Raw genomic sequence first — 13519 nt, 5'->3', positions numbered from 1 at the left:
TTACTGCGTTTTTAGCCACGATATTGGCGCGGTCGGTTTCGAACGTGGAGCGTGCCGAGGCAAGGTCTGCAGCTGTGATAGAGCTTGGTACAGTAGTATCCATAGCATTCTCCTTTGTAAGATGCTGTACGGGCACTGTTTTATCTTCAACTGAGCATAGCACGCAAGCGCGACGCAGTTATACTGTGCCCAGTGAGCTACAAGACCACGATAGAAAAAAGGTTCCGCTATGCCAGGGATCAACAAAACAGCTGTGCCTGACTATGCACTCCATGTTCTGGAGGTTCTGGAACGTGGTGGTTTTGAAGCTTGGATTGTAGGCGGTTGGGTGCGCGATGCGCTGCTGGGGAATGCTGCGCATGACGTGGATATAACTAGCAACGCCCACTGGCAAGAGAGTGAGCAGTTGCTGCTCAATGCTGGCGTTACGGTACATCGGACAGGTATTGAACATGGAACACTTACCGCTGTGGTGGCAGGACATCCCATTGAGATCACAACCTATCGCGTAGAGGGTACCTATTCAGACTCACGCCATCCCGATAGCGTGGAATTTGTTTCCTCGGTCACAGAGGATCTTGCGCGCCGCGATCTTACTATCAATGCCATGGCCTATCACCCTGTTCGCGGTTTGCTCGATCCGTATGGCGGTGCAGAAGATCTTGCCCAAGGTATTATCCGGGCGGTGGGAGATCCGTATAAGCGCTTCAGCGAAGATGCGCTCCGGGTACTGCGAGCCGTACGCTTTGCTTGTCGTTTGGGCTTTACGGTTGAGAAAAATACGCATGATGCTTTGGTTGCTTGCGCACCAGAGCTTGCGCATGTGGCTCGAGAGCGTGTTGGAGCCGAGTTGGACGGTATTATCGCGACCGGTCGTTTGGCATTGGCCATGAGGTCCGAGCGCGAAGTGTTGCTTGCTGCGATTCCTGATCTAGCTCCGATGGTCGGCTTTGAGCAGCGCAGTCCCTATCATTGCTACGACGTATGGGATCACACCGTGCATGTGGTAGAGGCCACTGAGGAGTTGTCGGGAGGCGTTGCATCCCGTCGACTGCGCTGGGCTGCATTGCTGCATGATGTGGGTAAACCAAAGACCTTTACTGTGGACGATCGTGGACAAGGCCATTTCTTCGGGCACCCTTCTACAGGCGCAGAGATGAGCGAGGCTATTTTGCGTTCGCTGGCGCTGCCGCTCTCGTTGATCCGCCCCTGCGTGGATCTCGTGCGTTTTCATGACCGTCCGGTTAAAGCTACACGCCATTCTGTATTGCGCATGTTGTCCGATTTGGATGGTCGTAGCCCCGGTGAAGCGGTGCCGCTTGCCTTTGAGACTTTGGTGCTCAAGCGTGCCGATGCGCTGTCCAAAGCACCGGAATACCGTGGGTATGCCGTTGAGGTTGATAAGATCGAGCGCATGCTTCGGAAGGTGCTTTCCGAAAACGCGCCTTACCGTGTGCAAGATCTCGCCATCAGCGGCCGTGATGTCCTACAACAGTTCGGCGGCCGTCCTGGTCCGTGGGTAGGAGCTACCTTGGATGCCTGTTTGCGTGAGGTGGTACATGGACGGCTTGAGAATACGCGTGAGGCACTCTTAACATGGCTTGCGTACTCCGGAAGCCCCCATCGCTAAGCCTAGAGCTGCTTTTAGCACGCTATGAGTGTGCTGCCTTGGTTTTCTGTGAGTCTTGAACTGTTTCACGTATGCGTTCAAGCTGGTTGCGACGCTTCGTTGTAAGCAGGTGAGAGAGGCTCAGTTTTTCATTGCGACACCGCTGTAACAAAGGTGAGGACCACCCGTTGCGCTCAATATCATCGTCGACCGCATGCTTAAGCGAAGGCCACGATTGCAGCGACTGGCGAACACGTTTTTCTCCTGTGGCTTTTTTCTCCTCAGGAAAATATCTGCGGGCAAGTTCCTGAACGGTTTTGTTTTGCTCTAAGAACTCATGACGCAGCTCATCGCGTCGCCGGTTTGATCGCTCATTATGAGAGGCGTTGCGACATTCATCGCTGCAAAAAACGCGATCTGGCCCACGATGGCCTACTACAGAGAATGCACGTCCGCAACGCACGCAATACTTGATGCGGGCCTTATCAATACCACTCGAGAAGTCATACCAGAGCCAGGAAAGATAGCTCCTAAACGAAAGAAATCCTGTTTCATCGGAGGCGGAAAAGACATCCACATAGGCATCGCGCAAATGTGCTGCGACAAGGGCGCGTACCAGAGAGGCCAAAAGTTCGCTGCCTCCTTCTTCTTCAATAGACTGAGGTTTGCCCAAAAGGTTGGTGTCGGCCAGATGGCTTGCACCCACAATTAAGCTGGCATTGGGTTTGCGAGGTTTTTCATCCTTTTCAAGATTGAGAGAAAGGCGTGTGCGCACTTCTTTATCGAGGCTTTCGGAGAAACCAAGCGCCTGGCTGAGTAGGCGATAATCTGCGGCGGTAATTTCATGTACAAATGAAGCGACAACTACCTCGAGCCAAGTTCCGCTTTCTGCGGTGCCGTTCTGCTCATCTCCACGAAGTAAGAAGGAATAGTCGATACGGTCTGATAGTTCTTCTCGACGTATGAAGAGGGGAGCACCCAACCAATCGGCATATTCAGGTGTTACCGGTCGCGCAACAATAAGCAGATCAAAGCCAGGGTCTTCAGGAATTTCAGGGGTCGTAACGTGCCAGCGCACGAGGTTGCCAATAACATCGCCTGCGGTTACGAGCGGTAAGCGTCCCTGTGAGAGCTGTTGAGCAACAATAGCTAGATTTGCCATGGAAGCAGCCGATACCCAAGCGCCAGCATCCTCTTCAAAGAGCTCACCAGCGGCAGGATTATCTCCTTCTTCATTCCAAGCAAAAGGGGTGCGCGCAAAGAGTGGACCATGCTTTTTTGCAAATGAAAGAAGTGAATCGGCAGAGACCTGAGTAACAGGACCGTTAGGAGTAGTGCGCACCGTTGCGCTTGCACCAAGATCAACCAAGTCCATTGAAGCGCGGCCAGGTTTGTGTGTAAGCGGAGAGATGTGCGTGGGATCCTCGGGAATGAATGAAAGAGCTACGAGTGCTTTTTCGCCCGTTTCTGTTTCCATGTGAACGGCGGCAACATTCTTGCAAGGAACAATGCCGGTGGATGTTCGTGTTTGCGCGAATGGGTCGAGCGTTGCCATAGCGGCTCCTTCTTGTAGCTTTGCTCCAAGTGTAGTGTTTCAGTTCCAATGCGGCAATTTTTTTCACGCTACCAAAAATACTGTTTTAGCGTTTGAGGATTCCATAGGATAAGCGTATCAGCTGATGATGTCCTTTACCTGCGGAAATGAACACATTCCTTCTGTGATGGAAAGAGGTTGATTATGTTTTGTCCTTCTTGCGGCTCTGAAAATCCCGATGGAGCGAAGTTCTGTAGTGTCTGCGGTACGGCAATCGGCGCTCAAGATCAGAACCAAAAAATACACGCCCACACCCACGAGGCGTCGTTTCGCGTCCCTTCCATTTCAACTGATTGGCTCTTGTCGCTCAGCCTTATGGAAAAAGCGGAACTTGGATCAGCGGCGGTAATTATCATTGCGTTCTTTTTGCCGCTGATAACGTTTGAAGTTTTTGGAAGCTCTCTCGGGGTTTCTGCAGCGCAATTTACGTTTGGATATGAATCGTCAAGTATGGAAATCACAGGAAGCATTGAGAATAGTGTGATGTTGCTTGCGGGAGTATTGGCTGGAGCAGGAACAATTTTGCTGCGGTCGAAAAAACGTTCTATTTGTCAGATTGTTTGCGGCTGTTTTGAGCTGCTGCTGGTTATTAGCATATCGAATAAGGATTTCCTTGAAGACGCTTTTGGTAGTGTGTTATTCAACTTAGGTCCAGCTTATTATCTTATGCTGATTGCATCATTGGTACTGATCGGTGTAGGTGTTTGGGGTCTGTTTAACGCTCGTAAGATGTCTTACGGTGTTTAGTTGTCGAGCAGTGGCGCATATTTGAGGTGTAACTATGTTCTGTGGAAAATGCGGTGCACGCATGGCCGACGATGCTAAGTTCTGTAACGCCTGTGGAGCGCCTGTTGTTCGAAGGGCTGCGTCAGCTCCGTCCGAAACAGCAGCGGACAATCAAGTACACACTGCATCGTTTAGTGAACAGTCCGAGCGTGGGGATGTGCAAGCACAAATACATCAAGCACGTACAAGAACACGTCGCCGTATGCCGCTTGTCCTCATTGTGATTCTCGTTATCCTTGCGCTCTCTGTTACTGCCTTTGCTACGTGGATGGTATACACGCAGGTTATCCAACCTTCTCAGCAGCAAGAAGAAACTGTAGTTCCAGAGGAGGAAAGTACAGACGAGGATGCCTCTCAGGCCCTTGCAAGTCAGGAAGATGTGTATGCAGCGAAAATCGCCGAGTATACTGCAGCCCTTCAAGATCTTGAGAACGCACAAGTGTCCGAGGATGTTTCAACAGCTGCTTGGAATGACTACACCTTTTCTCAGAATCGTTCCAGTAGTTATGTAGGCATGCGGTATGCCTTCGTAGATTTAGGCGAGGATGGCATTCTCGATTTAGTCGTTGCAGCTTTAGAAGAAGATGGCACGGCAACTTTGGTGGCAGTATATTCTCACGCAGGTGATGAGGTAAGTGTTATCGAATCAATTCTGTGCGCGTGGGTAGCCAGTCCGCCATTTATGCAAATTTATACTGATGGTTCGGTTTTAGTTACCAATTCCGGCACTAATTATCATGTCCGTCTTACCGCAATTGAGGATGGACTGCCTGTTGTGAAAGCAGATTATGGGGCATCTTTACCCAATGGAGAATTCTATGCAGGGAGTGGCTTATCCGAATCGCAAATCTCTGAAGAGGAATTCTACGAGCATGAGGATGAGCTAAAGAATCTCCTTGATGGCAAACAAGAATTTACCGTCCCTGAAGATGCCTGGCATTCCTTTTCCTAAGCTGCCGTAGCGAAATACGACTGTTATGAAAATTGCTCTCGGATATCCGGGAGCAATTTTTTTACGCGGTCAAAATTACTTTTTCCGTTTTTAGGCTTATAGGACAAAAAGTGTGCTGTCGAAACGGTCGTCTACGCAGGTGGGCGGCCGTTTCCCATACCCTTAAATCTTGCTCACCCCTTTTAGCACTCGGACAGAAAGTGTGCTGTCCGAATCGGTGCCGTCGCAGGTAGGAGCCGGAAAATCGAGCTGTTAAATCTCTCGGACGGGAGGGCTCGATGAAAAGGGTGAAGTGCCCGTGCTGTGGAGCGGCGATGCGCAGGAACGGAAGGACCACGGCGGGCGCGCAGAGATGGCGCTGCGAGTCCTGCGGGGCATCGAGGACCGTCTCGTACGACGACAGTGCCGCCTGGCTCGAAGAGTTTCTGGCGTGGCTGCTCTCAAAGGCGAGGCAGGCAGACATGCCCGGTCAGGGGCGCACGTTCAGGAGGAAGACCTCCGGATTCTGGCGGGTGTGGCCCATGCCCGAGCCGACCGGTGAGGTCCACAGGGTGCTCTTCCTCGACGGCATCTGGCTCGACCGGAACCTCGTCGTGCTGATAGCCTACGACGGGGAGCATGTGGTTTCGTGGTACATGGCCGAGTCGGAAACCTCAAGGGCCTGGGAGGCGCTCATGGCGCCCATCCCGGCTCCGGACGTGGTGGTGTGCGATGGAGGAACAGGGTTCGCTTCGGCGGTCCGCCGGACATGGCCGCGCACGAGAGTCCAGAGGTGCCTGTTCCATGCGTTCTCGCAGGTGAGGAGGTACACGACGACGAGGCCAAGGCTCCAGGCCGGCAGAGAGCTCTACGCGCTTTCCATCGAGCTCATGCATCTGGACACCCTTCGGCAGGCCGATTGGTGGGTCGAGCGCTATCTTCAGTGGTGCGGGTTCTGGGCCGACTTCCTCGAGGATGTCTCCTTCATCGACGGGAGACGCGTATTCACACACGAGAGGCTCAGAAAGGCCCGCTCATCACTCTCGAGACTCGTCTCCCAAGGAACGCTCTTTACCTACCTTGATCCGACCCTGACCGCAGAGGGTCCACTGCCGCGTACCAACAACCCGATCGAGGGCGGCGTCAACTCACAACTCAGGGATGTCCTGCGCAACCACCGCGGGCTGTCACTCATGCGTCGGGTCAAGGCGGTCTTCTGGTGGTGCTACATGCACACCGAGAGCCCAAGACCGGCAAGAGAGCTTATCCGCTCCATGCCAACTGACGACGATATCGACTTCCTCTATAGGACCTACTCGCTATCACCCAAGAGAGAGGATGGGGGTCCAGAATGGGGTGATCGAGCCGTGTGGGAGGAGCTGCACCACAAGGACCCGTACCCGTTCTGGCTAGACTGACAGCACACTTTTTGTCCTATAAGCCGCAGCGCATCATTTACGCAAATAATTTAGCCAGAGGCCTTCTTGCCGAGGGTAATGAAATCGTAGGAGATGTCATTACATCATTTCTTATCCCTGATGGTAAGAGTTATGAAATGGACTTTCCTACCGATGGCTCGCCAGTTCTAGCGCGTACTGTACATGGCTTACCTCTCATGGTGCGTTGTGACACTGTCAACGCACCGGGAGATACGCTTCTATATGTTATTCATGAGCGGGATGCAAATATTGGCAGGGCGCGGAGGGCATTAGCGCTCGTGGAGCTAGAGGCAGCCAACCGTAGGCTTTCCGGCATTCTTAATATTGTTTTAAGCACACTTGACGCGCTGGATGTACCTGAACTCATCTCTCGTGTTTTAGAGCAGCTTACAACCACTATGGAGGGTTCCGGCGCCGTCTTATACCTTGCTACCACTACTGGATTTCATCTGAGGGGGATATCTGCTTCTTTGAGTGGAAGGAATATTCCTCAATACCTACCTGCAGGCCAAGGTATCCAGATGATGTGTGTTACTGCTGGTCATGCGCTAAGAATCCATATGCAGGCACCCTCTTCTCAAAATCTACGTACAGGTTCGCTTGCGTTTCGAACGGCCGTTGATGAGGAGACGGGCAGACAGCAAGATATTCCCATGGGAATGCTTTTGCCTTTTGAAAGCATGATTTGTGTGCCAATTTGGTTTAACTCTCATGCAGTTGCTCTTGTGGCAGTTGGATGGGATATTCGCCATCCCTCTCATCGTGATGATGCGCGGCTGCTTGATGCGGTGGGGAAATATCTCTCTACACAGATTGCTGGAGCATTAAGCGCTTTAAGAACTCGCCGTTCTCAAGAGCTTTATTCCTTTGGCTCATCTCTCCATGATCGTTTAGCCGCAGTCCCAAACATAACTATGGACGATATTAAACAAGTGGCACAAGCGGCGTGTGAGGAGCTCTCGGCAACGTTTTCACTTGTTGAAATTAATACGCATCAAGGTGTTGTTATTGCTCAGCTTCCCAAATCTGGAATGCATTCTTTGCCGGTCGATCTAACAAAACTTATTTCTAAAAATGAAGACGATAGCGTCTCTGTTGTTCCGCTTGATGCGGGAAAAGAAGCTCTTACGCTTACCTCATATCTGCAACAGCTCGGAGAGCCTTGCCGAGGAGCTGTAGTTGATATGGGTGAGCTCTTTGGGGAGCATCAGTGCTTCTTGGCACTTCGCCCCCTCGAAGATGAGCCATTTGACGATATTGAACTTGGATTTTTGCGCAGAATCGCCGAAGGCATTCGAGAGGTCCTTGAGGGACAGATTGCTCGTACGCAAGACAAGCATATTTCTCAGGCATTGCAGTTGGGCATGCGTAGTGAACTGCAAGAGGTGGAAGGAATTGATGCAGAAGGCGTGTATTCTTCCTCAACGGCTGATGCTTATGTCGGTGGTGATTTCTACGATTTGATACGTCTGCCGAAATGGTTTGCTTGCGTGATTATGGGGGATGTATCAGGTAAAGGTGTGGAAGCTGCGTCGGTTTCAGCTGCGGTCCGCACAGCGCTTGGAGCCTATGCGTGGCAGGGACTTTCACCTGCACGTATGGTTCGGACTCTCAATCGTTTTCTCCTTGGCTTTTCTCGTCTCGAAACCTTTGCAACACTCTTTGTTGGTATCGTTGACTTGCGTAAGGGCGTGCTCACCTACTGTTCCGCCGGACATCCGCCGGCACTTCTGGTTCGGGCACATACCAATATGGTAGAGACGCTTGACGTTCAGTCAGGTGTAGTGGGTGCTTTTGAAGAGATGCACTATCAGGATGGCGTTGTACAGCTCAATACGGGCGATACGCTTGTGCTCTATACCGACGGTGTTACAGAAGCGCGTGACAAAAACGGTGCTTTCTTTGGAGAAGATGGTCTTCGCGAGGCAGTTATGCGCGAAATTGAAGTGGGGCCAAAGGGCCTGCTTAACCGTTTGCTTGCGACACTTGATGTCTTTACTGGTCGTAATCTTGAGGATGACGTGGCAATGGTTCGTTTAACAATTGCCGAATCGTCTGACGCTTCAAGTAAATAAAGTCGCAATTTATGTATCTTGTGGCATAAAACGGGGAACAACGCACATATGTCCCTTATTCCTGACATAACATTGCTGCCCGTAGAAGGCGATCTTGACGTCACGTCAGCCCCGCGTCTTAAGATTGCGCTTGACGATCTGATAGACGGTGGTTGTCGGCGCGTCATTCTCAATATGGCAAAAGTTGCTCATATTGATTCAGCTGGCATGGGCGTCATCTTTTATGAGACTCGACGACTGAGACGTGTAGGCGGCGTCTTATCGATCGACAATGTTTCTCCAGAAGTGTACCGAGCGCTCAGTGTTGCGTGTGTTGTAGACCTTATTCCTGTTTCACGAGCTGGTACGAAGCGCCATGTACCGGTATTAGATCCTTCTATACATCCGCTTTGGAGTAGAAGCTTGCGTATTGACCTCACGCGCCTCTCCGAGGCGCGTTCATGGGTTGAGCGCATGCTGAGACGCTTGCCGCTTTCTGCTGATGAGGTTTTTGATGTGACCTTGGCAAGTGGAGAAGCATTGGGAAATGCTGTTGATCATGCATGCAGTGATGATGGAATTTGTATCACCGTAACCAGCTTTCCAGATCGTGTGGTTGTTGAGGTGAGCGATTGTGGAGAGGGCTTTGAGATTGCCCAAGATGAAGAACCCACGCCTGAACACGGAGGAGAAGAGCGTGGTCGCGGTATACGATTGATGCGTCTTCTTGTGGACTCAGTCTCAATTGCACGTAAGCGTGTAGGGCAGGGGACAGTAGTATCACTGATTAAGATGTTACATCCCGATGTTGCTGGATAAGCTATGGCTCATGTGGATTGGTTACATTTGATGCGTAGATGTCGTGTCAGTTGCGAGTTTATTGCATCCCTACGGTAAACTAGACAATTGCAGTGCTTAATAGCTGGTTACATGAAGCCCATACACTTTGCATCTGGAGCTTATTACTTACGAGAAATGGGGATACACGCTATGAGTGAGAAAATCATCACATTTGGTATTCCTTGTTACAACTCTGCTGACTATATGGATCATTGCATCTCTTCCATTCTGGAAGGGTCTGAGTATGCAGATGACATTCAGATTGTCATTGTTGATGATGGCTCTCAGAAAGATACCACCCCTCAGAAAGCCGATGAGTGGGCGGAGCGCTATCCCAACCTCATCAAAGCAGTCCACCAAGAAAATGGTGGACATGGTATAGCAGTCAAGACGGGTCTTGAGCATGCAGATGGTGTGTATTACAAGGTTGTGGATTCTGACGACTGGGTTGATGCCCATGCATTGAGCGTGCTGCTTGATTATATCCGCACTGCTATCAAAACAGATAATAGAATTGACTTGTTTATCACCAACTATGTGTACGAACATGTGGTTGATGGAAAGCAAAATGTTGTGGATTATCGTAAGGTGCTTCCTGAAGGCCGAGTATTTGCCTGGAATGAAATAGGGCACTTCCACATGACGCAAAACTTGCTCATGCATTCTCTTTGTTACCGAGCCGATGTTTTGCGCGCTGGTGGCGGCTTACCGCTCCCAGCTCATACCTTCTATGTAGACAATATCTATGCCTATGTCCCGCTCCCACGCTGTGAAACCATGTGCTACCTCGATGTTGATCTCTATCGTTACTTTATTGGACGTGAAGATCAATCGGTTAATGAGCATGTGATGGCTAGCAGAATTGATCAGCAGGTGCGCGTTACACGCATCATGATGAATAGCTACCACCTGTATGAAGACATTGCTTCAGTACAGCTGCGTAGTTACATGGTGAATTATTTTGTCATTATGATGGCAATTTGCTCGGTGTTCTCAAAGCTTTCCGATCGTCCGGATGCGATGGATGAGCTTAAGAAGCTTTGGAATGATCTACATGATTACGATAGGCGTCTCTGGCGTCGTTGTCGTTTAGGCTTTATTGGCATCATGACTAACTTGCCGAGTAAGGCAGGAAAAGATATTACGTCTGGCGCCTATCGTCTCGCACGACGCATAGTAAAGTTCAACTAACACCAAACCGCTGTAGATTCCATGGCTAGAAATAAGCGTGCGAAGGTTCGTACAACTGTCTCGAGTAGCGCTGATTCATCCCATCAAAATATGGGATCAGTGCGCAAGAGTGTTATTTTTCTCTGCGTAGTAGCTCTTATCTATGCAGCTTATCTTGTTATCTCGGGACAATGGGGCGAATTTATTGAATCCCTGAGAACGCTGAATAATACATGGGTTGTCTTAGCCATGGGCGCCTATGTGGTTTACTTTTTCTTTGGTGTACTTGCCTATGTATTGGCAGTAATTGATGATCCAAAATCGCCTGTTGGTATCCGTGACCTTATGAGCGTTGAGGCCACAGGTATCTTTTTCTCTAACCTCACTCCCAATGGCACTGGCGGTGCTCCGGCGCAGATATTTCGTCTTTCGCGTACAGGCCTGTCCATGGGTGGTGCGGGTGCACTGCAATATACGCGCTTTATCGTTTATGAGGCCGGTGAAGGAATCTTTGCTGCGCTGATGCTTATATTCCGTGGGGGATATTTTGTTGAGACGTACGGCAATGTTTTTCTTATCGGAGCAGCTCTTTTTGGCTTCAAAATAGTGGAAGTCATTGCGCTTCTCGCTATTTGTTTAGCGCCTCGTTTGGTAATGCGCCTGGGAAATGCTGTTCTTAGACTTGTTAAACGTTTTGCACCCAACAAAGACCTTTCAAAATATCGGTCTTTTCTCGATACGCAAGTTCTGGAATTCTCTCGAGGGTTTTCTCATGCAGCTCGTGATTGGCGGCGTATGCTGGCTACGCTGGTGGTCACCCTTATTCAGCTCGGATGGCAATTCTCTCTTCCGTGGTTTGTACTCAAAGCATTTGGCATTGAAGCAGATTTTCTTACCTGTCTTGCCTGTGGGTCGATGATTGAACTTCTCACCTCCGCGGTGCCACTCCCGGGCGGCACTGGTGGTGCTGAAGGTGGTTTTGCATTTTTGTTTGCACCTATGTTCGGCTCAGAGGTTGCGGCAGGTTTTGTCGTATGGCGTATGGTGCAATATTTCCTGCCTGTACTTGCTTCAGCGCTTGTTATGGGTCTTCGTTCTGATTCTGGTGTTTCTATCAATACGCGGTGGCGTCGGGTGCGCACTCGCTTCCAGTCGTTCTGGACAAGCATAAAGCGAAAAAAGCGTATCTCACCAAATGGTGCACGCATCAACCCACATCGTTTACGCCACAAGAAACGTTCGCGAAGGTAGAAACCGCTAGAGCGTCTGCTTAAACCTACTTGCATTTTGTGCGTGAGACATTCGTTCTCTTTGTATCTGGCTCGCTTGTCGTTTATCTCTAATTTTGCACAGCTTTAAGCGCCGCTTGTGCCAAACTTAGTCTTAGAACGGTTCGGAGACGTGAGGGTATGACTGCTCCGTAAAACCCTTGCGCCCTTTAGGGAAAGCGAGAAGCAATGATTAGAATCGGCCTTCTTACCAGCGGTGGCGATTGCCAAGCCCTCAATGCCACTATGCGTGGAATCATAAAGACACTGCTTCACGAAACTCGCAAGGTGGGGGAGCGCGTAGAAATTATTGGATTTGAAGACGGCTACCAAGGTCTCATTTATGACCGTTTCCGTAAGATGGATTCCCATGACTTCGCCGGAATCCTTACGCGAGGTGGAACCATTTTAGGTACAAGCCGTACGCCTTTTAAGCTGCTTGATGTTCCTGAAGCAGATGGTGTGGATAAAGTCGTTGCAATGAAAGAAACCTATCATGCCCATAAGCTGGATTGCCTGTTCGTCTTAGGTGGCAATGGTTCTCTTAAGACAGCAAATCGCCTTTCTCAGGAAGGACTTTCAGTTATTGGACTTCCTAAAACAATTGATAATGATACCTGGGGAACCGATATGACTTTTGGTTTTACCAGTGCAGTGGAAGTTGCAACTGAATGCATAGACAACATTCATACTACGGCAAGTTCACATGGACGCGTTTTTGTAGTTGAGATTATGGGTCATAAGGTTGGCTGGATTCCTCTCTATGCTGGTGTTGCCGGCGGTGCTGACGTAATCCTTATTCCTGAAATTCCCTATGAGATGAAGAACGTCATAAAGACAATCGAGCGACGCATGGAAACAGGTAGTCGCTTCACCATTGTGGCCGTAGCAGAAGGCGCAATCTCCAAAGAGGATTCTAAGCTTCCAAAGAAGGAGTACAAGAAGAAGCTTGCTGCACGTAAGAGCCCTTCCATTGTGTATGACATCGCCAAGGAAATTGAAAAGCAAACAGGACGTGAAACACGCGTTGCCATTCCAGGGCATACACAGCGTGGTGGTGCACCGGATGCTCAGGATCGCATTTTTGCAACTCAGTGTGGTGTCGAAGCTGCACTTGGTTTCTTAAGTGGCAAAGTTGGATATATGGTTGCTTTGGTCAACGGCAAGATGACTCACGTGCCACTAGATAAGATTGCAGGAAAACTTAAGTATGTCGATCCTAAGAGCGATCTCGTACGTGAGGCGCGTGCTCTCGGTATTAATTTTGGCGATCGATAATCAATCGATAACAACCTTTGCGAATAAGGGATGCTTATCGTGTAAGAGCATCCCTTTTTATGAGCGATAATTATATGTACCGCTCAGCAGCGCGCATTGTTTCGTATACATAGGCACTGCCGAAAAGAGCACAATGCAAAAGCAGTGGCGATAATTGGTGGAGAGCAATTCGTTCTTGCCAACCATCTGCAAGGGGAGAAATACTCTCGTACCCCTCAATAAATTCCTTTAGATATGCACATCCGAAAAGCGTCAACATGGCGAGATCTGTTTCCGCATGTCCACCATGTGCCATCGGGTCTATAAGTATGGCTCCTATCGGGTTTGTGGGGTTGGCATCCCATAAGAGATTGCCAGCCCAAAGATCCCCATGAATTCGAGCGCATGCTATGTTGGGGTTGGTACAAGTCTGCTCTACGAGCAAAGGTTGTGGCGCATCAAAATCGCCCCTATCAAGGCGGGTACATATGCGTTCAAGTATCTTTATGTGACTCGCTTGTAGGACCTGACGATCGCGCGCGTATTTCATATACGGCTCTAGGCGTTCATG

Annotated in this window: 10 protein-coding genes and 1 pseudogene; 9 read left to right on the top strand and 2 right to left on the bottom strand. The window is 50.0% G+C overall.

The window, feature by feature from the left end; translation table 11 throughout:
- The first annotated feature begins 229 nt into the window (after positions 1–229).
- The gene (locus ACQY6Y_RS08610) at positions 230–1630 is read left to right on the top strand and encodes a CCA tRNA nucleotidyltransferase (RefSeq protein ID WP_428379924.1); all 1401 of its coding nucleotides are present in this window, start codon (positions 230–232) and stop codon (positions 1628–1630) included.
- A gap of 22 nt (positions 1631–1652) precedes the next feature.
- Here ACQY6Y_RS08610 and ACQY6Y_RS08605 read toward each other — a convergent pair whose 3' ends face one another.
- The gene (locus ACQY6Y_RS08605) at positions 1653–3164 is read right to left on the bottom strand and encodes a hypothetical protein (RefSeq protein ID WP_428379923.1); all 1512 of its coding nucleotides are present in this window, start codon (positions 3162–3164) and stop codon (positions 1653–1655) included.
- 183 nt (positions 3165–3347) lie between these two features.
- On the opposite strand from ACQY6Y_RS08605, the gene ACQY6Y_RS08600 reads away from it, so the two are divergent.
- From ACQY6Y_RS08600 to ACQY6Y_RS08565, 8 genes are all read left to right on the top strand, one after another.
- Positions 3348–3950: a zinc-ribbon domain-containing protein gene (locus ACQY6Y_RS08600; protein WP_428379922.1), complete on the top strand. Its 603-nt coding sequence runs from the start codon at positions 3348–3350 to the stop codon at positions 3948–3950.
- Positions 3951–3984: 34 nt separating this feature from the next.
- Positions 3985–4941 (top strand): zinc ribbon domain-containing protein, encoded by a 957-nt coding sequence (locus tag ACQY6Y_RS08595; RefSeq protein ID WP_428379921.1) that lies wholly within the window; start codon positions 3985–3987, stop codon positions 4939–4941.
- 278 nt (positions 4942–5219) lie between these two features.
- Positions 5220–6338 carry an IS1249 family transposase gene (locus ACQY6Y_RS08590; protein ID WP_428378537.1) on the top strand — a complete coding sequence of 373 codons (1119 nt, stop codon included), beginning with the start codon at positions 5220–5222 and terminating at the stop codon, positions 6336–6338.
- A gap of 11 nt (positions 6339–6349) precedes the next feature.
- On the top strand, positions 6350–8434 hold the full coding sequence (locus tag ACQY6Y_RS08585; RefSeq protein WP_428379920.1) for a PP2C family protein-serine/threonine phosphatase: 2085 nt from the start codon (positions 6350–6352) through the stop codon (positions 8432–8434).
- A 48-nt stretch (positions 8435–8482) separates the two neighbouring features.
- On the top strand, positions 8483–9232 hold the full coding sequence (locus tag ACQY6Y_RS08580) for an anti-sigma factor antagonist (RefSeq protein ID WP_428379919.1): 750 nt from the start codon (positions 8483–8485) through the stop codon (positions 9230–9232).
- 171 nt (positions 9233–9403) lie between these two features.
- Positions 9404–10444 carry a glycosyltransferase family 2 protein gene (locus ACQY6Y_RS08575; RefSeq protein ID WP_428379918.1) on the top strand — a complete coding sequence of 347 codons (1041 nt, stop codon included), beginning with the start codon at positions 9404–9406 and terminating at the stop codon, positions 10442–10444.
- Between the two features lie 21 nt (positions 10445–10465).
- A complete protein-coding gene (locus tag ACQY6Y_RS08570) occupies positions 10466–11674 on the top strand; it encodes a lysylphosphatidylglycerol synthase transmembrane domain-containing protein (protein WP_428379917.1) in 1209 nt (402 codons plus the stop codon).
- A 206-nt stretch (positions 11675–11880) separates the two neighbouring features.
- Positions 11881–12969, top strand: coding sequence for a 6-phosphofructokinase (locus tag ACQY6Y_RS08565; RefSeq protein ID WP_428379916.1), 1089 nt, complete (start codon positions 11881–11883; stop codon positions 12967–12969).
- A 70-nt stretch (positions 12970–13039) separates the two neighbouring features.
- On the opposite strand, the pseudogene ACQY6Y_RS08560 reads toward ACQY6Y_RS08565, so the two are convergent.
- Positions 13040–13519: pseudogene (locus ACQY6Y_RS08560) on the bottom strand (fructosamine kinase family protein); the annotation flags it as partial.

Origin of the sequence: Olsenella sp. Marseille-QA0557, from assembly GCF_965119725.1 — a bacterium.
GTDB classification, from domain to species: Bacteria; Actinomycetota; Coriobacteriia; order Coriobacteriales; family Atopobiaceae; genus Coprovicinus; species Coprovicinus avistercoris.
The sequence above is the reverse complement of the archived record's forward strand: the minus strand, read 5'-3'. Positions and strand labels throughout refer to the sequence as shown.